The organism is Micromonospora sp. NPDC005163, from assembly GCF_053599835.1.
Genome location: NZ_JBSFYP010000005.1, coordinates 102,394 through 125,349 on the forward strand (window position 1 = coordinate 102,394; position 22,956 = coordinate 125,349).

The 22,956-nt window shown below is 71.8% G+C and carries 15 protein-coding genes and 1 tRNA gene; 12 read left to right on the forward strand and 4 right to left on the reverse strand.

The window, feature by feature from the left end:
- Positions 1–43: 43 nt before the first annotated feature.
- The 9 genes from ACWD6N_RS06465 to ACWD6N_RS06505 all read left to right on the forward strand — a co-directional run bounded on the left by ACWD6N_RS06465 (position 44) and on the right by ACWD6N_RS06505 (position 12,523).
- Positions 44–682, forward strand: coding sequence for an EboA domain-containing protein (locus ACWD6N_RS06465; RefSeq protein WP_354965535.1), 639 nt, complete (start codon positions 44–46; stop codon positions 680–682).
- Positions 682–1,536 (forward strand): TatD family hydrolase, encoded by an 855-nt coding sequence (locus ACWD6N_RS06470; RefSeq protein WP_354965534.1) that lies wholly within the window; start codon positions 682–684, stop codon positions 1,534–1,536. Before ACWD6N_RS06465 ends, ACWD6N_RS06470 begins: the two co-directional genes overlap by 1 nt.
- Positions 1,536–2,738, forward strand: coding sequence for a metabolite traffic protein EboE (gene eboE, locus ACWD6N_RS06475; RefSeq protein ID WP_354965533.1), 1,203 nt, complete (start codon positions 1,536–1,538; stop codon positions 2,736–2,738). Before ACWD6N_RS06470 ends, eboE begins: the two co-directional genes overlap by 1 nt.
- Complete coding sequence (locus ACWD6N_RS06480) at positions 2,735–4,159, forward strand: alkaline phosphatase family protein (RefSeq protein ID WP_354965532.1); 1,425 nt, start codon at positions 2,735–2,737, stop codon at positions 4,157–4,159. The genes eboE and ACWD6N_RS06480 overlap by 4 nt, the downstream gene beginning before the upstream one ends.
- Positions 4,156–5,223 (forward strand): polyprenyl synthetase family protein, encoded by a 1,068-nt coding sequence (locus ACWD6N_RS06485; RefSeq protein WP_354965531.1) that lies wholly within the window; start codon positions 4,156–4,158, stop codon positions 5,221–5,223. The genes ACWD6N_RS06480 and ACWD6N_RS06485 overlap by 4 nt, the downstream gene beginning before the upstream one ends.
- Before the next feature lie 286 nt (positions 5,224–5,509).
- A complete protein-coding gene (locus tag ACWD6N_RS06490) occupies positions 5,510–8,380 on the forward strand; it encodes a PQQ-dependent sugar dehydrogenase (protein ID WP_354965530.1) in 2,871 nt (956 codons plus the stop codon).
- Between the two features lie 75 nt (positions 8,381–8,455).
- A complete protein-coding gene (locus ACWD6N_RS06495; RefSeq protein ID WP_354965529.1) occupies positions 8,456–10,573 on the forward strand; it encodes a ThuA domain-containing protein in 2,118 nt (705 codons plus the stop codon).
- Between the two features lie 238 nt (positions 10,574–10,811).
- Entirely contained in the window at positions 10,812–11,297 is a 486-nt protein-coding gene (locus ACWD6N_RS06500; protein ID WP_354965528.1) for a sensor histidine kinase, read from the forward strand.
- Between the two features lie 218 nt (positions 11,298–11,515).
- Positions 11,516–12,523, forward strand: coding sequence for a sugar phosphate isomerase/epimerase family protein (locus tag ACWD6N_RS06505; RefSeq protein ID WP_354965527.1), 1,008 nt, complete (start codon positions 11,516–11,518; stop codon positions 12,521–12,523).
- Between the two features lie 39 nt (positions 12,524–12,562).
- Here ACWD6N_RS06505 and ACWD6N_RS06510 read toward each other — a convergent pair whose 3' ends face one another.
- The 4 genes from ACWD6N_RS06510 to ACWD6N_RS06525 all read right to left on the reverse strand — a co-directional run bounded on the left by ACWD6N_RS06510 (position 12,563) and on the right by ACWD6N_RS06525 (position 19,042).
- Positions 12,563–13,744 (reverse strand): ROK family transcriptional regulator, encoded by a 1,182-nt coding sequence (locus ACWD6N_RS06510; protein WP_354965526.1) that lies wholly within the window; start codon positions 13,742–13,744, stop codon positions 12,563–12,565.
- 105 nt (positions 13,745–13,849) lie between these two features.
- On the reverse strand, positions 13,850–14,920 hold the full coding sequence (locus ACWD6N_RS06515) for a sugar phosphate isomerase/epimerase family protein (protein ID WP_354965525.1): 1,071 nt from the start codon (positions 14,918–14,920) through the stop codon (positions 13,850–13,852).
- A gap of 95 nt (positions 14,921–15,015) precedes the next feature.
- Entirely contained in the window at positions 15,016–18,345 is a 3,330-nt protein-coding gene (locus ACWD6N_RS06520) for a ThuA domain-containing protein (RefSeq protein WP_387323713.1), read from the reverse strand.
- Positions 18,346–18,622: 277 nt separating this feature from the next.
- Entirely contained in the window at positions 18,623–19,042 is a 420-nt protein-coding gene (locus ACWD6N_RS06525; protein ID WP_354965523.1) for a hypothetical protein, read from the reverse strand.
- Between the two features lie 292 nt (positions 19,043–19,334).
- Between ACWD6N_RS06525 and ACWD6N_RS06530 the strand changes: the two genes are divergently transcribed.
- The 3 genes from ACWD6N_RS06530 (at position 19,335) to ACWD6N_RS06540 (ending at position 22,929) form a co-directional block, all read left to right on the forward strand.
- Positions 19,335–19,407: transfer RNA gene (locus ACWD6N_RS06530), tRNA-Asn, on the forward strand.
- A 170-nt stretch (positions 19,408–19,577) separates the two neighbouring features.
- Positions 19,578–21,701 carry an MMPL family transporter gene (locus ACWD6N_RS06535; RefSeq protein WP_354965522.1) on the forward strand — a complete coding sequence of 708 codons (2,124 nt, stop codon included), beginning with the start codon at positions 19,578–19,580 and terminating at the stop codon, positions 21,699–21,701.
- Positions 21,691–22,929, forward strand: coding sequence for an FAD-dependent oxidoreductase (locus ACWD6N_RS06540; RefSeq protein ID WP_450004530.1), 1,239 nt, complete (start codon positions 21,691–21,693; stop codon positions 22,927–22,929). The genes ACWD6N_RS06535 and ACWD6N_RS06540 overlap by 11 nt, the downstream gene beginning before the upstream one ends.
- Positions 22,930–22,956 lie beyond the last annotated feature (27 nt).

Below are 22,956 nucleotides of genomic sequence, written 5' to 3' on the forward strand. Positions count from 1 at the left end.
CGCGCCTGGGGTGCCTGCGGAGCAGCACGAGGGAGGAGACGGGATGACACCGGATTCACTACAGGCCGCACTGCGGGGCGTACCCGATCCCGACTGGCTGGAGACGGCGCTGCGCCGGGTCGCGGCCGAGCCCGGCGCGATCAGCCGGCTCTTCCCGGCCACCGGCCGGCGCTGCGGCCGAGCCGCACTGCCCGACGCACCCGGCTGGACGGCCGACGACGCGGCCCGGGTGCTGTTGCTCACCGCCGCGCCCGCTGACCACGCCCAGCTCGCCGACACGCTCTACCGGAACGGCGACGCGGCCGAGCGGCGGGCGGTGCTGCGCGCCCTGCCGCTGCTGCCGATCGGGGCCGCCGGGGTGCCGCTGCTGCACGACGCCATCCGGACCAACGACACCCGGCTCGTCGCCGCCGCGCTCGGCCCGTACGCGCGGCACCTCGACCCGGCGGCCTGGCGGCAGGCGGTCCTCAAGTGCGTGTTCACCGGCGTGCCGCTGGCCGTCGTGGCCGACCTGGACGCCCGCGCCGACGGTGAGCTGGCCGCGATGCTGGCCGCGCTGGCCGCCGAGCGGCACGCCGCCGGCCGGGAGATGCCCGCCGACGCCACCGACCTGCTCGACCGGCTCACCGCGCACAGCGGAGGGACCGGCACCGTCGACAGTCCCACCCCCACGGAGGCGTGATGCGCATCTTCGACCCGCACATCCACATGACCTCACGCACCACGGACGACTACGAACGGATGGCCGCCGCCGGCGTCCGGGCCGTGGTGGAGCCGGCGTTCTGGCTGGGCCAACCCCGCACCAGCGCCGCCTCGTTCGCCGACTACTTCGACTCCCTGATCGGCTGGGAGCCGTTCCGCGCCGGGCAGTTCGGGGTGCGGCACCACGCCACCGTGGCGCTGAACCCCAAGGAGGCGAACGACCCGCGCTGCCGGCCGGTGCTCGACCTGCTGCCGCGCTACCTGGACAAGGACGCGGTGGTCGCGGTCGGCGAGATCGGGTACGACTCGATGACCCCGGAGGAGGACGACGCGTTCGCCGCGCAGCTCGCGCTGGCCGTGGCGTACGACCTGCCGGCGCTGGTGCACACCCCGCACCGGGACAAGGCCCGCGGCGTCGAGCGGACCCTCGCCGTGGTCACCGAGTCCGGCATCGAGCCGGGCCGGGTGGTGATCGACCACCTGAACGAGGTGACCGTCAAACTGGTCCGGGACACCGGCTGCTGGCTGGGCTTCTCCATCTATCCGGACACCAAGATGTCTCCGCCGCGGATGGTGGAGCTGCTGCGGGAGTACGGCACGGAACGAATGCTGGTCAACTCGGCCGCCGACTGGGGGCGCTCGGACCCGCTGCTGACCCGGGCCACCGGCGAGGCGATGCTGCTGGCCGGGTTCACCGACGACGACGTCGACCAGGTGCTGTGGCGCAACCCGGTGCAGTTCTACGGGCAGTCCGGCCGGCTCGACCTGACCGACCTGGAACTCGCGGCCGTGGACCCGGGGACCGGCAACTCGATCCTGCGCGGCGGCAGCTGATGCGGCTGCGGCACGCCGGCGGCGACACCGTGCACCTCGGCTACTGCACCAACGTGCACCCCGCCGAGGACCTCGCCGGCATCCTCGCCCAACTGGACACCTACGCCGTGCCGGTCCGCGCGGCGCTCGGCGGCGACCTGCTCGGCCTCGGCCTGTGGCTGGCCGCCCCGGTCGCCGCCGAGCTGGCCGCCGATCCGGCGCTGCGCCGCCGGCTGCGCGCCGAGCTGGACGCGCGTGGGCTGGAGGTGGTCACCCTCAACGGCTTCCCGTACGCGGCCTTCCAGGCGCCGGTGGTCAAGCACGACGTCTACCGGCCGGACTGGACCACCGAGCAGCGCCTGACGTACACCCTGGACCTGGCCCGGGTGCTCGCCGACCTGCTGCCCGACGACGCCGCCCGGGGCTCGATCTCCACCCTGCCGCTTGCCTGGCGGCAACCCTGGGACGACGAGCGGGCCGACGCCGCGCGGCGCCGCCTCGACCAGCTCGCCGCCGGCCTGGCCGCAGTGCAGAGCGAGACCGGCCGCCAGGTGCGGGTCGGCTTCGAACCCGAGCCGGGCTGCGTGGTGGAGAGCACCGGTCAGGCCGCCGCGCTGCTGTCCGGGATGGACACCGAACGGTTGGGCGTCTGCCTCGACCTGGCCCACCTCGCCTGCGCCTGGGAGGAGCCGGCCGCGGCACTGGACCGGCTGCGGACGGCCGGCCTGCCGGTGGTCAAGGTGCAGGTCTCCGCCGCAGTCGAGGCGGCCGACCCGGCCGGCGGCGCCGACGCGCTGCGCCGCTGGGTGGAGCCGCGCTTCCTGCACCAGACCCGGGGGGCGGGCTGCGCGGGCGGAGCCGACCCGGCCGACCCGGCGTACGCGGCCGACGACCTGGACGCGGCGCTCGACGCGGCGCTGCCCGGCCCGTGGCGGGTGCACTACCACGTGCCCCTGCACGCGCCACCCGAGGAACCGCTCGGCTCCACCCTGCCGGTGTTGCGCGCCGCGCTCGCCGCGCTCTACGCCGGCCCGGCGGCCGGCTGTGACCATCTCGACGTGGAGACGTACACCTGGGGGGTGCTGCCGGCCGCGCGGCGGCCCGGCACCGACGCGGAGCTGGCCGCCGGCATCGCCGCCGAGCTGGCCTTCGCCCGCGACGAGCTGGTCGGCCTGGGCCTGACCCCGGAGCTGACCAGGGCCAGGGCGGGGGTGCCGCGATGAGCCGGCGACTGGTGGTGCTCGACGTGGTCGGGTTGACCCCGCGACTGCTCGCGCACATGCCCCGGCTGCGGGGGATCGCCGACGGCGGCTTCCGGGCCGAGCTGGGCACCGTGCTGCCCGCGGTGACCTGCTCGGTGCAGTCCACCTTCCTCACCGGCGAGCCGCCGAGCGGGCACGGGATCGTCGGCAACGGGTGGTATTTCCGGGAGCTGGGTGAGGTGCTGCTGTGGCGGCAGCACAACGCGCTGGTCGGCGGGGAGAAGCTCTGGCAGGCGGCCCGGCGGGCCGAGCCCGGCTACACCGTCGCCAACGTCTGCTGGTGGTACGCGATGGGCGCCGACGTCGACTGGACGGTCACCCCGCGGCCCGTGTATTACGCCGACGGGCGCAAGGAACCGGACTGCTACACCGACCCGCCGGAACTGCACGACGCGCTCACCGGTCGGCTGGGCACCTTCCCGCTGTTCACCTACTGGGGGCCGACAGCCGGGCTGCCCTCGTCGCGGTGGATCTGCCGGGCGGCCGAGCAGATCCTGGCCGACGTGTCGCCCGACCTGACCCTGGTCTACGTCCCGCACCTGGACTACGACCTGCAACGGCACGGCCCGTCCTCCCCGCAGGCGGCGGCCGCGGCGGCGGAGCTGGACACGGTGCTCGGGCCGCTCCTGGACGCCGCCCGGGCCAGCGACGCGACCGTCGTGGTGCTCTCCGAGTACGGCATCACCGACGTGTCCCGACCGGTGGACGTCAACCGGCTGCTGCGCGCCGAGGGGCTGCTGCGGGTGCACACCCAGGCGGGCATGGAGTACCTCGACCCGTGGACGTCCCGGGCGTTCGCGGTCGCCGACCACCAGGTCGCGCACGTCTACGTACGGGACCCGGCCGACGTCCCTACGGTGGCGAAGCTCTGCGCCGGGCTGCCCGGGGTCGCCGAGGTGCTCGACGCCGAGGGCAAGGCCGCGCACGGGCTGGATCATCCACGCGCCGGTGAGCTGGTGCTGGTGGCCGAGCCAGACGCCTGGTTCACCTATTACTACTGGCTGGACGACGCCCGCGCGCCGGACTTCGCCCGGCTGGTGGAGATTCATCGGAAGCCGGGGTACGACCCGGCCGAGCTGTTCTTCGACCCGGCCGCGCCGGGGGCGGCGAAGCGTCGGGCGGGCGTCGCGCTGGCCCGCAAGAAGCTGGGCATGCGCTACCTGATGAGCGCGGTCGGCCTGGACGCCGGAGCCCGGGCGGTACGCGGCTCGCACGGCCGGTTGCCGACCGACCCGGCGGACGCGCCGGTGCTGCTCTGCTCCGACCCGGCCGCGGCCCGGGAGCGGATCGCCGCCACCGAGGTCAAGGAGCTGCTGCTGGAGCTGGCCGGGCTGACCCGCGGCGGTGGCGCCGACGCGGACGGGCCGGGGGAGGGGCCATGACCGTCACGGTCGCCCCCACCGACGCGAGCGGGCTGCGGGCGCGCTTCGACGCGGAGCTGGCCGGGTTCCTCGACCGGCAGGGCCCGGACTGGCCGGACGGCGCGCCACGCGGCGTGTTCACCGCGTTGCACCGGTTCGTGCTGGCTGGCGGAAAGCGGCTACGCCCGCTCTTCTGCTATTGGGGTTGGCGCGGCGCCGGGGCGCCCGATGGCACCCCGATCGTGGTGGCCGCCGCGGCACTCGAGCTGTTCCACGCGTTCGCGTTGATCCACGACGACATCCTGGACGGCAGCGACCGTCGCCGGGGCGAGCCGTCGGTGCACCGGCTCTTCGCCGACCTGCACGCCCGCTCGTCCTGGCGCGGTGACCCCGAGGCGTACGGGCGCAACACGGCGCTGCTCTGTGGGGACCTCTGCGCGGCCTGGTCGGACCAAATGTTCCACGAGTGCGGCCTGAGCACCGAGCAGGTGCACCGGGGGTACGGGGTGTTCGCGTTGATGCGGACCGAGGTGATCGCGGGGGAATACCTGGACCTGGTGTCCGGGGTGGGCGACGGCTCGGTGGCCAGCGCGCTCACCGTGATCCGGATGAAGGCCGCCCGGTACACGGTGACCCGGCCGCTGCAGATCGGCGCGGCGCTCGCCGGCGCGGGGCCGGAGCTGCTCGCCGCGCTCGGCGAGTTCGGTGACCCGCTGGGCGACGCGTTCCAGCTCCGCGACGACGTGCTGGGCGTCTTCGGCGATCCGGCGGTCACCGGCAAGTCGGTCCTCGACGACCTGCGGGAGGGCAAGCCGACGGTGATGATGGCGCTGGCCCGTAGCGCCGCTGATCGGCCGCAGACCGCCCGGCTGCGGGAGTTGTTCGGCAATCCGGCGTTGGACGCCGACGGCGCGGCGGAGCTGCGCGGGATCATCGAGGCGACCGGCGCCCGAGAGCGCATCGAGCAGATGATCCGGGTCCGGACCGAGGCCGCGCTGGCCGCGTTGGAGAGCGCGGCGGTGGCCGAGGAGGCCCGTTCCGCGCTGGTCGCGCTGGCCGCGCAGGCGATCGACCGCCGCGCCTGACCCGCCGGCGCGCGCCGGACACCGTTCCCCGGACATCGCCCGCGGCGTCTGGGGAATGGCGCTTCCTGCCGACTTTCGATCGTATCGACGAAAGTTCACGCCGATCCACCGGAAGGTATAGACACATCGACACATCGCGATTTAGTGTCGTGGCCAACACGACAATGTTTCGTCGAGGTGAACCGGCGGCGCGGTAACCCATCGGCATCCCCACCACCGCTACGGCATCCGGCGCGACGGCGCGCGCCCGGCCTGGCAGTCATTCGTCAGGAAGGGACAGCACATCATGTCCATCAAGGACGTACCCATCCACCGGTCCCGACGATGGTTCTCCACCGGATCGGCCCTGCTCCTGGTGGTCGCCGCCGGCACGGTGGCGCTCGGCGTCGGCCCGGCCGCGCTCGGTGGCCCGACCCCCGCCCAGGCCCACCCCATCAACGCCACGGACTTTCAGCAGGTCGAGCTGGCCCGCGGCGTGGCCGACATGGGTGAACCGATGTCGCTGGCCGTGCTGCCGGACCGCTCGGTCCTGCACACCGCCCGCAACGGCACGCTGCGTCGCACCGACGCCAACGGCACCACCTCGGTGATCGGCACCCTGCCGGTCTACACCCACGACGAGGAGGGCCTGCAGGGCGTCGGAGTCGACCCCAACTTCGCCAGCAACCGGCAGATCTTCCTCTACTACGCCCCGCCGCTCTCCACCCCCGGCGGCGACGCGCCGGCCACCGGCACCGACTTCTCGGCCTGGAACGGCGTCAACCGGCTCTCCCGGTTCACCCTCAACTCCGACTTCACACTCAACCAGGCGAGCAAGGTCGACGTGCTCGACGTCCCGGCCAACCGCGGCCTGTGCTGCCACGTCGGTGGGGACATCGACTTCGACGCCGCCGGCAACCTCTACCTGTCCACCGGCGACGACACCAACCCGTTCGAGTCCGCCGGCTACGCGCCGCTGGACGAGCGGACCAACCGCAACCCGGCGTACGACGCCCAGCGCAGCGCGGGCAACACCAACGACCTGCGCGGCAAGATCCTGCGGATCAAGGTGAACGCCAACGGCACGTACTCCATCCCGTCGGGCAACCTGTTCGCGCCCGGCACGGCCAGGACCCGGCCGGAGATCTACGCGATGGGGTTCCGCAACCCGTTCCGGATCAGCGTGGACAAGGCCACCGGTGTCGTCTACGTCGGTGACTACGGGCCGGACGCCGGCTCCACCAGCTCCACCCGCGGCCCGTCCGGCCAGGTGGAGTTCAACCGGGTCGCCGCGCCGGGCAACTACGGCTGGCCGTACTGCACCGGCACCAACACCTCCACCGAGACGTACAACGAGTGGGACTTCGCCACCAACACCGGCGGGGCGAAGTACAACTGCACCGGCGGGCCGACCAACAACTCGTTCCGCAACACCGGCCTGCCCACCCTGCCGCCGGCCCAGCCGGCCTGGATCCGGTACGCGGGCGACGCCGGCACCCCGCCCGAGTTCGGCGGCGGCTCCGAGTCGCCGATGGGCGGCCCGGTCTACCGCTACAACGCCTCGTCCACCTCGACGACGAAGTTCCCGCAGTCGTTCGACGGGCAGTTCTTCGCCACCGAGTTCGGCCGCGGTTGGATCAAGCCGATCCACGTCAACGCGGACGGCTCCCGGGGCACCATCGACAGTTTCCCCTGGGTGGGCAAGCAGGTGATGGACTCGGCGTTCGGCCCGGACGGCGCGTACTACGTGCTCGACTACGGCACCGGCTACTTCAACGGTGACGCCAACTCCGCGCTCTACCGCTTCGACTACGTGGCCGGCGGCAACCGGGCGCCCAACGCCACGGCCAGCGCCAACCGGACCTCCGGGGCGGCGCCGCTGGCGGTGACGTTCTCCTCGGCCGGCTCCTCGGACCCGGAGGGCGGCGCGCTGACGTACTCGTGGAACTTCGGTGACGGCACCAGCTCCACGGCGGCCAACCCGTCCAAGACCTATACCGCCAACGGCACCTACACCGCGACGCTGACCGTGCGGGACCCGCAGGGCGCCACCGGCACCGCCAGCGTGGTGATCAACGTGGGCAACACCGCGCCCACGGTGACCATCAACAACCCCGGCAACGGGCAGCTGTTCAGCTTCGGCGACACGGTGCCGTTCAGCATCACCGTGACCGACCCGGAGGACGGCACGATCGACTGCACGAAGGTCAAGATGACCTACGTCCTCGGGCACGACCAGCACGGTCACCAGATCACCTCGAAGACCGGCTGCTCCGGATCGATCACCATCCCGGTCGACGGTGAGCACGACGACGCGGCGAACATCTTCGCCATCTTCGACGCCGAGTACACCGACGCCGGTGGGCTGACCACGCACACCCAGCACACGCTGCCCCCGCGGCACCGGCAGGCCGAGTTCTTCGGCACCTCGTCCGGGATCAACGTGTTCAGCAAGACCCCGGCCGAGGGTGGCAAGACCGTCGGCGACATCAACAACGGCGACTGGATCGCGTTCCAGCCGTACCGGTTGGGCAACGTGACGTCGTTCAGCGCCCGGGTCTCCTCGGCCGGTGCCGGCGGCACAATCCAGGTGCGGGCCGGCTCGGCCACCGGCACGGTGCTCGGTTGGGCCACGGTGCCGGTCACCGGAGGCTGGGAGACCTTCACGACGGTGACGGGGGCGATCACCAACCCGCCGACCGGCACCACGACGCTCTACCTGACCTTCGCCGGGTCGGGCACCGGCGCGCTCTACGACGTGGACGCGTTCACCCTCACCACCGGTACCCCCTCCGGCGGAGGCGGCGCGATCAAGGGCCTGGCCGGTAAGTGCCTGGACGTGCGCAACGCCGCCACCGCCGACGGCACGCAGATCCAGATCTACACCTGCAACGGCAGCGCGGCGCAGACCTGGACGGTCACGCCGAACTCGACGATCAGGGCGTTGGGCAAGTGCCTCGACGTCTCGGGTGGGGGTTCGGCCGACGGCACCAAGATCCAGCTCTGGACCTGCAACGGGACCGGCGCGCAGAACTGGGCCGCGCAGGCCGACGGCACGGTCCGCAACGTCCAGTCCGGCAAGTGCCTCGACGTCTCGGGAAACAACTCGGCGGACAGCACCGCCGTGCACCTCTGGACCTGCACCGCCGCCGCGAACCAGAAGTGGACCCTGCCCTGAGTTGAAAGGAAGGGCCCCTTGTTAACGCCTAGTGTTGTACAAGGGGCCCCTCCTAACCGTTCTTAGGAGAGCGATATGCGCAGACTCCTGCGACCCATCCTCGGCGCGGCCACCGCCGTCCTCGCCGTCCTCGCCTGTACGACCCCGGCCACCCCGGCCAGCGCCGCCGACGCCCCCTACGACGTGCTGGTCTTCTCCAAGACGGCCGGCTTCCGGCACGACGCGATCCCGGTCGGCATCCAGACCATCCGCGACCTGGGCGCGGGGAACAGCTTCACCGTCACCGCCACCGAGGACGCCGCCGCCTTCACCACCGCCAACCTCAACCAGTACGAGGCGGTCGTCTTCCTCAACACCACCGGCGACGTGCTCAACGCCAGCCAGCAGACGGCCTTCGAGTCGTACATCGGCTCCGGCCGGGGGTACGTGGGCGTGCACGCCGCCGCCGACACCGAGTACGACTGGCCGTTCTACGGCAACCTGGTCGGGGCGTGGTTCGCCTCGCACCCGGCCATCCAGCAGGCCAACGTCAAGGTCGAGGACCGGGGGCACGCGGCGACCGCGCACCTGCCGCAGACGTGGACCCGCACCGACGAGTGGTACAACTACCGGACCAACGCCCGGTCCACGGCCCACGTGCTGGCCACCCTGGACGAGTCGTCGTACTCCGGTGGCGGGATGGGCGCCGACCACCCGCACTCCTGGTGCAAGAGCTACAGCGGCGGCCGGTCGTTCTACACCGGCGGTGGGCACACCCAGGCGTCGTACGCCGAGCCGGCGTTCCGGGCGCACCTGCTCGGCGGCATCCGGTACGCGGCCGGTCGCAGCAAGGCGGACTGCCGGCCCGAGACCGGCTACACCCCGCTCTACAACGGCTCGACCCGCGGCTGGTCGCAGGCCGGTCCGGGCAACTTCACCAACTCCGACGCCACCCTCACCTCGGTGGGCGGGATGGGGTTGTTCTGGTACAACGCCAAGCAGTTCACCAACTACTCGCTGAAGCTGGACTGGAAGCTGGCCGGCGACGACAACTCCGGCGTGTTCATCGGCTTCCCGCCCTCCAGTGACCCCTGGTCGGCGGTGGACAACGGCTACGAGATCCAGATCGACGCCACCGATGCGGCGGACCGCACCACCGGGTCGGTCTACACCTTCAAGTCCGCCGACATCGCCGCCCGTGACGCGGCGCTGAACGCGCCGGGGGAGTGGAACACCTACGAGCTGCTGGTCGAGGGTGAGCGGTTGCAGATCTTCCTCAACGGCGTGAAGATCAACGACTTCACCAACACGAACCCGGTTCGTTCGCTGGCCGGGCACATCGGCATCCAGAACCATGGCACCGGCGACGACGCCTCGTTCCGCAACATCCGGATCAAGGAGCTGGGCACCACGCCGCCGCCGACGGGGAACACCACCGTCCAGGCGGAGGCGTTCAGCTCGGCCAACGGGGTCACCCCGTTCACCAAGGCGGGCGCCAACGGTGGCCAGACCATCGGCTACATCGACCCGGGTGACTGGGCCGCGTACAACGGTGTGAACCTGACCGGGGTCACCTCGTTCACGTCCCGGGTCGTCTCGGGCGGCGCGGGCGGCACCATCCAGGTGCGTACCGGTTCGGCCACCGGCCCGGTGCTCGGCTCGGTCGCGGTGCCGAACACCGGCAGCTGGACCACCTTCGCCAACGTCACCACCGCGCTGTCCGGTGTCCCGTCCGGCGCCCAGAACCTCTACCTCACCTTCACCGGTAGCGGCACCGGGCTCTTCGACGTGGATGACTTCACCCTGGTCAGGGGCGGCGGTGGCGGCACGCCGGGAGTCGGCCCGATCAAGGGCCTGGTCGGCAAGTGCCTGGACGTGCGCAACAGCGGCACCGCCGACGGCACCCAGATCCAGATCTACACCTGCAACGGCAGTACGGCGCAGACCTGGACCGTGACGCCGAACTCGACGGTCAAGGCGCTCGGCAAGTGCCTGGACGTGTCCGGCAACGGCACCGCCGATGGCACCAAGATCCAGCTCTGGACCTGCAACGGCACCGGGGCGCAGAACTGGGCGGCCCAGGCCGACGGCAGCCTGCGCAACACGTCGTCGAGCAAGTGCCTCGACGTCTCCGGGAACAACTCCGCGGACAGCACCGTCGTGCACCTCTGGACCTGCAACGGCGCGGCTAACCAGAAGTGGACGCTGCCCTGATCCGCTGAGCCTGGAGGGCCGCCGGTCACGGCTGACGGTCCCTCCGGGCCACCCGCCCCAGCGCAGACCATGCCCGGCCGAGTGTGCCCCGCCCGGCCGGGCATGGTCTGTCTGCTTGCCGGCGCTACCGGCCGGAGTGGCAGCGAGACTCCTGGGAGGCATGCACACCAATCATTCGCGCCCCGCCGCCTGCGAGGCCACGGACCGACTCGCAGTTGACTGCCGTACCTTGACGAGCATGGGGCGTTTCACGCGGTGGCGCCGGATGGTGCGGGCGCACGGGCACCGGCTGCTGCACCGGGCCGAGGAGCCCGATTCGTCGACCGGGCCGGCGCCCAGCCTGAACCGCCTCGACGCGCTGGTGGAGGGCTTCGCCGCGGGTCAGCCGGTGCGCTGGACCCTGGCCGGGCCGCCCCGGCCGCTGCCCGGCGCGGTCGACGCGGCGGCGTACCGGATCATCGAGGAGTCGCTGACCAACGCGCGCCGGCACGCACCGGGCGCACCGGTCGCGGTCCGGCTGCGCTACGACGCCACGGGCATCACCATCGAGGTACGCGACGAAGGCGCTGGTGCCGCGCCGACGGGCGGGGGCGCCGGGCGCGGTCTGATCACACTGCGTCGGCGCGCCGAGCGGATCGGCGGCACCTTCTCCGCCGGCCCGCGCGCCGGAGGCGGCTTCGTCGTCCGGGCTGTCCTGCCAGCTCCCGAGGAGGTGGCCGAGTGACGATCCGGCGGCGGGGCTTTCGCGAAGGGGCCCGGCGGAAATAGGGTGGGAGCGGCGACCGTGACGGTGGCCGGTGACCCGGTGGGAGGCGCAACCCGCCGGGCTCAGGTGCGCTCCGCACCCACCGGTGTCCCGTCCCGCTGCCGCGTACCGGTCTGACCGGTCACCCTCGCCCCGGTCCGCACACGGAATCCCCATCACAACAGGGGAGAAGGACAATGGCGCGACCCATCACGCTCTTCACCGGCCAGTGGGCCGACCTGCCGTTCGAGGAGGTCTGCCGGCTCGCCTCCGAGTGGGGCTATAACGGTCTGGAGATCGCCTGCTGGGGCGACCACTTCGAGGTCGACAAGGCGCTCGCCGACGACTCGTACGTCGATCGCAAGCGGGAGACGCTCGCGAAGCACAACCTCGAGGTCTTCGCGATCTCCAACCACCTCGTCGGTCAGGCGGTCTGCGACCACCCGATCGACGAGCGGCACCAGGACATCCTGCCCGGCCGGATCTGGGGTGACGGGGAGCCCGAGGGCGTCCGCCAGCGGGCCGCCGAGGAGATCAAGGACACGGCGCGGGCGGCGGCGAAGCTCGGGGTGAAGACGGTCGTCGGCTTCACCGGCTCGTCGATCTGGCACACCCTGGCGATGTTCCCACCGGTGCCGCCAGCGATGATCGAGCGCGGCTACCAGGACTTCGCCGACCGGTGGAACCCGATCCTCGACGTGTTCGACGAGGTGGGGGTGCGGTTCGCGCACGAGGTGCACCCCAGCGAGATCGCGTACGACTACTGGACGACGAAGCGCACGCTGGAGGCGATCGGCAACCGGCCCGCGTTCGGGTTGAACTGGGACCCGTCGCACTTCGTCTGGCAGGAGCTGGACCCGGTGAACTTCATCTTCGACTTCGCCGACCGGATCTACCACGTGGACTGCAAGGACGCCAAGGTGCGTACCGGGGACGGCCGGCGCGGCCGGCTCGCCTCGCACCTGCCCTGGGCGGACCTGCGCCGGGGCTGGGACTTCGTCTCCACGGGGCACGGGGACGTGCCCTGGGAGGACTGCTTCCGGGCGTTGAACGCGATCGGCTACACCGGCCCGATCTCGATCGAGTGGGAGGACGCCGGGATGGACCGGCTGGTCGGTGCCCCGGAGGCGTTGCAGTTCGTCCGCCGGCTCGCCTTCGACGCCCCGTCGGCCGCCTTCGACGCGGCCTTCAGCAGCAAGGACTGACCCGCCGGTACCGGGGGCCGACCGCCGGTCGGCCCCCGGTCAGCCGGTGGCGAAGACGTGCTCGCTGGCCAGCCGCGCCGCACCCACCACCCCGGCCCGGCCGGCCAGGTCGGACAGGACGATCGGCATGGTGCCGGTGGCGAGCGGCGCCGACCGGCGGTAGACCACGGCGCGGATCTCGGCGAGCAGGATGTGCCCGAGCCCGTCCGCCGCACCCCCGATGACGACGATGCCGGGGTTGAAGAAGCTCACCAGGCCGACCAGCAACCGACCGAGGCGGCGGGCGGCGTCCCGCACCACCGTCTGCGCGACCGGGTCGCCGGCTGTCGCCGCCCCGGCGACGTCGCGCACGGTGAGGGTGCCCGCCTCGGCGAGCCGGGCGGCCAGCGCGTCGGACCGGCCGGTCCGAGCGGTGGCGAGCGCCGCCTGGACCAGCCCCGCGTCGCCGCAGTACGCCTCCAGGCATCCGCTGTCGCCACAAGCGCAGGCCGGCCCACCCTCGCCGAGCGCCAGGTGCCCGATGTCGCCCGCGCTGCTGGTCGAACCCCGGTAGAGGCTCCCGCCGAGGATCAGGCCGCAGCCGATGGCGGTGCCCAACTTGAGGTAGAGGAAGTCGTCGAAGGTCCGGCCGACCCCCGCGTGCTGCTCGCCGAGGGCCATCACGTTGGCGTCGTTGTCGACCAGCACGGGGCAGCCCAGCTCGGCGGCGAACGCGTCGCGTACTCCGAAGCGCTGCCAGCCCGGCAGGACCGGCGGCACGGCCGTCCCCGCGTCGACGCCGACCGGCCCGGGCAGGCCGACACCGACCCCGGTGAGCTGGGACACGCCCAGCTCGGCGCGGAGCTTCCCGACCAGTTCGACGGCCCGCCCGACCACCGGTTCCGGCCCGGTGCGGACGTCCGCCGGCTCGTCGACCTCGGCGAGCACGTTCAGCTCGCCGTCGGTCACCGCCACGGTGATCCGGTCGGGGGCGACGACCACGCCGGCGAAGCGCACCCCGCCGGCGAGGCGCAGGAGTGCGGAGCGGCGTCCGCCGCGCGACGCCGCCGGCCCGGCGGTCTCCACCAGGCCCCGCTCGACGAGCCGGTCCAGCTCCGCGGTCAGCGTCGTCCGGGACAGGCCCAGCAGGTCGCCCAGCTCCACCCGGGACCGGGGACCGTCGTCGCGCAGCAGCCGGACCAGCCGGGACTGGTGCCTGTTCTCGGGCCTGACGAGCACCATCGCCACCACCTCCGGCCGGAGTCTCGCATGGCGGTGTTTCGGCCGCATGGCGCGAGGGGCCGCATCCGATGACGGATGCGGCCCCGGGCGTGCGTGTCGGGTCGGTCAGCCCCGCAGACTCGACATGTGCTGGTAGCTGATCTCCGCGAACCGAAGCGAGCGGCCCGGGTCGGAGGCGCCGCCCGGTGCGTTGTCCTGCTCCCACATCGGGTTGTGGTAACCCTTCGCGCCCATGTTGGCGAAGAAGTTCCCGTAGTCGATGTCACCCTCGCCGAGCGGCACCATCTCGTACCCGGCCGCGCTGGCCGGGTTGTACGTGCCGTCCTTGGCGTGGAACAGCGGGAACCGGATCGTCTGGGCCGCGACCACGGCCAGCGGGTCGAAGATGCTGGTCTGGGTCACCCCGTCCGGGTCGGTGTAGCTGCGGAACCGGTGCTGGGCCACGTGCGCCCAGTAGATGTCCATCTCGAACCAGACCCACTCCGGGTTGGTCAGCCCGATGAAGTACTCCAGCTTCCGCACGCCGGAGGACCGGGTCGGCCGGCCCTGGGCGTCCAACGGCCCGCTGTCGAGCAGGAAGTTGTACGCCGCGTCGTGGTTGTGTGTGTAGAGCTTCAGCCCACGGGCGGCGGCCATCTCGCCGAACGTGTTCCACCGGTCGACGGCGGCGTCCCAGTCGGCCTTGTAGTTGCTGCCGGTCGGGTCGTTGCCGGTGCCGATGTGGGTCATGCCCAGCGTTTCGGCGATGTCGAGCTGCTGCTCGAACTGCGCGATGGTGGTCGGGTTGACGGTGCCCGGCACCGAGGCGTGCGAGCCGTTGGCGCGCAGCCCGTTGTCGTCGAGAACCTTGCGGATCTCCTCGGGGGTGATCTGCCGGCCCAGGATGGAGGTGTTCTGGGTGTAGCCGGCGAACTCCACCTCCTTGTAGCCGATCTCGGCGAGCCGGCCGAGCACCCGCTCGAAGCCGTACGGCACGCTGGTGGCGTCCGGGGCGGCGCTGATCCGGTCCCGGACGCTGTAGAGGATGATGCCGCGCTTGCCGGTGGGAACCAGCAGGCCGTTGCCGGCGAGGGCCGGGGAGGCCAGGCCGGTGGCACCGACGGCGGCCGCGCCGGCGGCGCCGGCCAAGGCGCCGAGCATCCGGCGACGGCTCATTCCGTGCTGACTGTCGTTCATCTACTGCTGCCTTCCTTTGGTACGGGTTGTCGATGTGGGTGACGGGTGGAGCGCTGGGCCGGGCCGCTGGCGGCGACCCCGGCCCACGGCGGTCGCTACGGCGCGACGCCGATGCCCTGACCGGTGAACTCGACCCAGTTCAGGTTGCCGAGTCCGCTGGTCGGGCCGCCCGGGACGGTGGTGAACACGAGGTAGAGCCGGTGCGTGCCGCCCGGGTCGGCGACCGGCACGGTGGTGCTGGTGAAGGCGTTGTTGCCGCTGGTCGCGTTGACCACGGCGGTGGTCAGCACCGGGCCGGTGGGCGAGTCGAGCCGCAGCTGAACGCCGAACCGGGGCTGCCCGGCGGTGGCTGCGCTGCCGCCGGAGGTGCGCAGCGTGACCGACTGCATGTTCCGCAGGTTCACGCCGTTGTTCACCGCGATCCAGTCGCCCGGGTCGAGGCTGCCGCGCTGCTGCCCGCCACCGGTGTCGGCGCTCGTGCCGACGGTGGTGCCGGATTCGTCGGTGGCGAATTCCACCTCCTGCCGCTTGGCCTGGATGATCTGCTGGTCCACGGTGGTCAGGGCCGGCTGCCCGTTTGCCCCCTTGTCCGTGTAGGCGGCGCTGACCACGCCGTAGATGTAGCCACCGTGCGACGCGTCGTCGGCGTCCGTGGGCAGGACGCCCGAGCAGCCGAACTGGTTGGCCTCACCGTGGCCGTGGGTGTCGTGGCCGAGGACGAAGGTCACCTCGACCTTGGCGCAGTCGACCGGTCCGTCCTCGGGGTCGGTGACCGTCACCGACCACGGGATGTCGTCACCCCAGCTGAAGAAGCCGCCCTCCACCGGGGTGGTGACGGTCACCGTCGGGGCGGTGTTGCCGACCGTGATGGTGGTGTTGGCGGACGCACTCTTGCCGCTGGAGTCGGTCACCGTCAGCCGCGCGGTGTAGACGCCGTTGGCGGTGTAGGTGTGCGTCGGGTTCGGGTCGACGGAGTCGGTCGTGCCGTTGCCGTCGAAGTCCCAGGCGAACGAGATGGAGTCCGCCGGGTCGGGGTCCTTCGACCCCTCGCTGGAGAAGGCGACGGTCAGCGGCGCCCTCCCGTTGGTCGGGGTCGCCGAAACCACGGCGGTCGGCGCCCGCAGGCCCTTCACGTAGCTGAACTTCAGCATCGCCGCGTCCGGGTTGACGTTGAAGAACCCGTCGCCGTACGTCAGCAGGTAGAAGTTGCCGTCCGGACCCCACTTCATGTCCATCGGGTTGTCGCAGAGGAACGGCTTGGTCGGCGTGGTGGGTGCCTGCCCGCAGTTCAGCACATTGTTGATCTTCAGGATGTCGCCCTGGCCGTCGAGCTTGATCTCCTTGAGCGTGTCCCGGGTGAACTCGCCGAAGAAGATCGATCCGTCGAAGTACGCGGGGAACTTCGTCTGCGACCTCAGCTCCGGGTCGTAGTCGTAGCGCGCCGCGCCGTGCGGTCCGACGCCGCCGGTGCCCAACTCCGGGAAGAGCACCGGACAGGTCTGCGTCGGGGTGGACAGGTAGGACTCCGGGCACGGGGTCGGGGCCTGGAACGAGTACCAGAGCTCCGACTTCTGCACCGCCGGCAGGTCGGTCAGGCCGGTGTTGTGCCGGGAGGTGTTGCGCGGCGCCGCGCAATCGAACGGCGCGACCGGCGTGATCGGGTTGGTGGTCCAGTTCATCTCGATGTATGGCAGGTTCGGCTGCACGCACATCGGCCAGCCGTAGTTCGCCGGCTTGTCCACCACCATCATCCGGCCGGTCCCCGCCGGTCCCCGGCCAACCGCCGCTGTCGACGAGTCGGGGGAGTAGTCGGTGATGTAGGCGACGTCGTTCTTGTCGAGGGTGATCCGGAAGGGGTTCCGGAAGCCCATCGCGTAGATCTCCGGGCGGGTCTTGTCGCCCGGGTCCTGCGCCTCGGGGAACATGTTCCCCTCGGGGGCGGTGTAACTGCCGTCCGCTCCCACCGCGATGCGCAGAATCTTGCCGCGCAGGTCGTTGGTGTTGGCGGCGCTGCGCCGGGCGTCCACGAACGGCGCCTGGTAGACGCCGGTGGCGCTGACCGAGTCGTTGTGCGGGGAGAAGCCGCCGGACCCGCCGCCGCCGGCCGGGGTGTCGTCCCCGGTGACCAGCCAGAGGTTGTTCTTGGAGTCGAACGCGATGTCACCCGCCACGTGACAGCAGGCGCCCCGGTCCACCGGCACCTGGAGGATCTTCTGCTCCGAGGCCACGTCCAGCGACGGGGTCTCGCCGTCGACGAACTTGAAGCGGGACAGTTGGAAGTAGCCCTTCCACTGGTTCCAGGCGGCCGGGTCGGTGCTGGTGGTGGGCGCGCCGCCGGTCGGAGTATTCAGCGGCGGGGCGTAGTAGAGGTAGACCCACCGGTTGGTGGCGAACTCCCGGTCGACCGCCGGCCCGTACATCCCGTCCTCGCTGTGCGTGTAGACCGGGATCTGGGCCAGCACGGTGGTCTCGTTGCTCTCCGGGTCGTGCAGCCGTACGCCGCCGCGGCGGTCGGTCTGGATCACCCGGCCGTCGGGCAGCACGTCGAAGCCGATCGGCTCGTTGACGTTGGGCTGCGCGCCGATGACCTCCATCTGGTAGTTGGCCAGCACGGTCGCGCCGCAGTCGCCGTCGGTGGTGCCGGCGGCCCACTGGATCGCCCCGGCGAGGTGGGCGCGCAGATCGGCACCGGAGTAGCTCTCCGGGGTGGCGCCGAGTCCGGTGTAGAAGGACCGGCCGCCCTGGTAGTCCTTGCACCAGGTGATCGGGTGGTCGAAGCCCATGGCGCCGCCGGAGTACGTCTTCTCGTCCACCGTGGCTAGGACGTGTGAGACGCCCCGGACGTTGGCCGCGAAGTTGTACCACCGGTCGGTCGTGGTCCACCGCTCGGGCAGCGGCGCGGACGCCGGGTGCACCCGGTCGGCGACGGTCACCGTGGCGGGGCTGACCGGCGCGGCGGCGCCGACAGCCCGGGTGCCGAGCACATTGTCGAGGAAGGCCCAGCCCGGCTCGGCCTCGATCGCGGAGTGCACGCCGACGAAGCCGCCGCCGTCGCGGTAGTACTGCTCGAAAGCGGCCTGCTGGCCGTCGGTCAGTACGTCGCCGGAGGTGTTCAGGAAGACCACCGCACGGAACTGCTTCAGGTGCGACTCGTCGAACTTCCGGGCGTCGTCGGTCACCTGGACCGTGAAGCGCCGGTCGTTGGCGAGTTCGCGGATCGCCTGGACGCCGGCGTCGGTGGCCGCGTGGCTGCCGCCGGTCGAGCGGGTGAAGACGAGAACCTTGTACTGGATACCGTTGCTCTCGGCCACGGGCGCGGCGAATGCCGGTGTGGCCCGTTGCGGCTCGGTCGCGACGAGCGTCGCGCCGACGAGGGTGAGAAGGCTGACATAGCTAGCGGCTCTTCGGCCGATTGGTCTACGCATCGAACCTCGCTCTGGTCGGGCGGGTCCGCCTCAGCGCCGGTACGTCGCTGAGGAGGTCGCCGGGGAGTACCAAGAGCCTGGCCAGGTTCTATGCAGGACGATATTTGCGCTCGGGAACAAAGAGAAGAGGTTGGGAGCAGAAGTTTTCGATGAACCGGACGAACTTTTGCTTCAAATCGGAGAAAGTGCCCCAGTGGTGATGATGCGCCGCCCTGACGTGCGGAGACACGAACGGACCCGGCCTCCACTGTGGCGGCCGGGCCCGTTCGATGTGCGTCTACAGGGTGCTGGCGTTGGTGCCCGAGCCGGACGGCTTGGTGCGGGGGGTGGCCGACGGCGACCCGGAGGTCGTGCCGACCGTGCTGCTGGTGCCCGACGAGCCGGAGCCCGCCTTGGCGCCAACGGTGGCGGGCGTGCCGGCGAACGCGTCGTCCGCGGCGGTCAGCTCCTGCTTGCCGGTGCTGCCGTTGCCCGTGCCCAGCTTCTCGCCCAGCTTGGTCTGGCCGAGCTTGTCCTTGCCCTCGCTGTAGAGCCGGTTGGCCTGGGCCTGCGCGACCCCGGCCGCCTCCTGGACGGTCGGGTGGTCGAGCACCTTGCGGCCCCGGACGACCAGCTCTTCGTACTTCTCCCGGCCGGCACGGGCGCCCAGGACGAATCCCGCAGCCAGCCCGCCAAGAAACATGATCTTTCCGCGCATGGCGGCTCCTTCCGTACCTGACGCGCCGTCGCCCCGGCGAGCTGCCCCGTCGGGAGCGACCAAATCGCGCCTGCGTCCTCTGTCCGCAGCTAACTACCCATCCTGCTCCCCGCTCATACCTGCTTGTGCCCGGATGACGATTTGCCCCGATTATCGATGGACCGCGCTGCTGACCTGGGCGTCTGGATCATGGAAGGCGGGAGGCCCAACCCGCTGGACCGACGCCCCCGGATGTCCTGTACTCTTGTCCCGTCGCACGGCGACGGAGAGATCCGGGTCGAGCGGTGCACGGTCCCCTGTAGCTCAATTGGCAGAGCAGCCGGCTGTTAACCGGCAGGTTATTGGTTCGAGTCCAATCGGGGGAGCTTCTCCACCCAACGCCCGTCGGCAGCAAGCCCGACGGGCGTCTTCGTGTTCACACACCCCTCTCGGTCCGGTTTCGCCCTCCCTCGGTCCGCTCGCCCGGCAGGATGGTCGCTGTCGACTTGGACTCCCGCTGCGTCGATTGGTGCGTCGATTCTTGGGGTGAGTGCGGATGTCCGGACGAGGAGGCCACGGCCGGGCCACCCTGATCGCGGTGGCGGTCGTGCTTGCCTGGCTGGTGATCGGGGGTGTGGCCGGGCCGTACTCCGGGCGCCTTGGCGAGGTCGCCACCAACGACAACGCCGCCTTCCTGCCCACCGACGCCGAGGCGACCCGCGCCCAGGACCTCGCCGGCGAGTTCGTCGACCGGCAGACCATCCCGGCGCTGGTCGTCTACGAGCGGACCTCGGGCATCACCGACGCGGACCGGCAGCGGGCGAGCGCCGACGTGGCCCGCTTCGCGCAGGTGCCCGGCGTGGTCAACCCGCTGCCCCCGCCGATCCCCAGCGAGGACGGCCAGGCGCTCCAGGTCGTCGTGCCGGTGGACGACGCGGAGGGGGAGGAGATCGGCTCGGTCGTCGAGCACCTGCGCGACATCGCCGGCGGCGACCGGGACGGGCTCACCGTCGACGTCGCCGGACCGGCCGGTCTGCTCGCCGACCTGATCGAGGTCTTCTCCGCCATCGACGGGCCACTGCTGCTGGTCACCCTGGTCGTGGTGCTGGTGATCCTGCTCATCGTCTACCGCAGCCCCGTGCTCTGGGTCTTCCCGCTACTGGCCGCCGGGATGTCGTACGCGCTGGCTTCGGTCTTCGTCTACCTGCTCGCCGACGCCGACGTGCTCAAACTCAACGGGCAGGCCCAGGGCATCCTCACCGTGCTGGTCTTCGGCGCCGGCACCGACTACGCGCTGCTGCTCATCGCCCGCTACCGGGAGGAGCTGCACCGGCACGACCGCCCCTGGGACGCCATTCGTACGGCGTGGAAGGGCGCCGCCCCCGCCATCATCGCCTCCGGCGGGACGGTCATCGTCAGCCTGCTCTGCCTGCTGCTGTCCAGTCTCAACTCCAACCGGGCGCTCGGCCCGGTCGCCGCCATCGGCATCGCCGCCACCCTGCTGGTGATGCTCACCTTCCTGCCCGCGCTGCTGCTGCTCGGCGGTCGGTGGGCGTTCTGGCCGCGACGGCCCCGGGCCGACCAGGCCGACCCGCGGACCGAGCACGGCATCTGGAGCCGGATCGCCGGCTTCGTGGCCCGGCACGCCCGACCGGTCTGGCTGAGCACCGCGGTCGTGCTGGCCATCCTCACGCTCGGCCTCACCCAGCTCGGCGCCACCACCCTCGGCCAGTCCGACCTGTTCACCCAGCGCACCGACTCGGTCGACGGTCAGGAAATCATCGCCCGGCACTACCCGGCCGGCACCGGCAGCCCGGCCACCATCTTCGCCACCGAGCAGACCGCCCGGCAGGTGGCCCAGGTGGCGCAGCGCGTGCCCGGCGTCGCCGACGTCCGTCCGCTCACCGCCGGACCGCAGACCGGCCCGCCCCAGGAGAACGCCGCACCGAAGGTCGTCGAAGGGCGGGTGCAACTGGAGGCGACCCTCGCCGACCCGCCCGACAGCGACGGCGCCGAGCGGACCATCCGCGACCTGCGGGTCGCCGTACACCAGGTGCCCGGCGCCGACGCGGTGGTCGGAGGCTTCACCGCGATCAACGTGGACACCTCCGACGCCGCCCGGCGCGACCAGAACGTCATCATCCCGGTGGTGCTTGTCGTCATCGCGGTCATCCTGGCCCTGCTGCTGCGCGCACTCCTCGCACCGGTGCTACTGATCGCCACCGTGCTGCTCAGCTTCGCGGCCACGCTCGGCCTCTGCGCGCTTTTGTTCCGCCACGCCTTCGACTTCCCCGGGGTGGACGCGTCGTTCCCGCTGTTCGCGTTCGTCTTCCTGGTCGCGCTCGGCATCGACTACAACATCTTCCTGATGAGCCGGGTCCGGGAGGAGTCCGTCAAGCGCGGCAGCCGAGTCGGGGTGCTCGCCGGCCTCGCCGTCACCGGCGGGGTGATCACCTCCGCCGGCATCGTGCTCGCCGCGACCTTCTCCGCGCTGGCCGTCCTGCCGCTGGTGGTGCTGGTCGAGCTGGGCACCGCGGTCGCGGTCGGGGTGCTCATCGACACCATCATCGTCCGGTCGCTGCTGGTGCCCGCGCTCGCGTACGACATCGGGCCGAAGGTCTGGTGGCCGGGCCGGTTGTCCCGGGCGAACGGTGAGCGGGAGGCACGCCATGCTCGCTGAGACCGACGTCGTCATCGTCGGCGGCGGCCTGGCCGGCCTGGCCGCCGCCCGCCGGCTGCACCGCGCCGGCGTGCCCTGGCGGCTGCTGGAGGCCGGGAGTCGGCTCGGTGGACGGATCGCCACCGACGTCGTGGACGGCTACCTGATCGACCGTGGCTTCCAGGTGCTCAACACCGCCTACCCCCGGCTCGGCACGCTGCTGGACACCGACCGGCTCGACCTCGGGTACTTCACCTCCGGGGTGCTCGTCCGCAAGGGCGACGACCTGCTGCGGCTGGTCAACCCGCTGCGCGAGCCGACCGGCGGGCCGCGCACCGCGCTGGCCGGGGTCGGCTCCCTGCTCGACCGGCTGCGTTTCGCCGCGCTCGCCACCGGCTGCGCCACCCTGCCCGCGTCCCTGCTGCTCACCGCACCGGAGACCAGCGCCGAGGTGGCGCTGCGGCGGGCCGGCCTGTCCGACGCGATCATCGAGGAACTGCTGCGGCCGTTCCTGTCCGGCGTGCTCAACGACCGGGAACTGGCGACCTCCAGCCACGTGCTGGCGATGGTGCTGCGCTCCTTCGCCCGCGGCCGGATCGGGCTGCCCGCCGAGGGGATGGCCGCGCTGCCCCGGGCGATCGCCGACCCACTGCCGGCCGACCTGATCACGCTGGACACCCCGGTCGCCGAGGTCGCCCCCTGCCGGGTCCGCACCCAGGCCGGCGACATCCGCTGCCGGGCCGTCGTGGTCGCCGTCGACCCGCCCGCCGCGGCCGCGCTGCTGCCGGCCCTGGCGACGGTACGGATGCACAGCTACACCACCTACTACCACAGCGCGCCCGAGCCACCGCTGACCGAACCGATCCTGCTCATCGACGGTGACCGGCGGGAAACCGTCGCCAACACCGTGGTGCTCAGCAACGCCGCCCCGACGTACGCGCCAGCCGGACGACACCTCGTGGCCACCTCGGTCGTCGGCCCCACGGCCCCGCCCGAGCCGACCGTACGGGCCGAGTTGACCCGGCTGTACGGCCGGTCCACCGCCGACTGGACCCACCTCACCACCGTCGCCGTCCCCGACGCGCTACCCGCCGCGCCGCCACCGCAGGGGCGGCTGCGCAAGCCGGTCGCGCTGGGGGAAGGGCTGTTCGTGGCCGGTGACCACCGCGACAGCCCATCGATCCAGGGCGCGCTGACCAGCGGCTGGCGTACCGCCGGGGCGGTGCTGGCGGAGCTGCGTGCAGCCTGACCGGCCGCCGCCCGGCCTCCCCGGGCG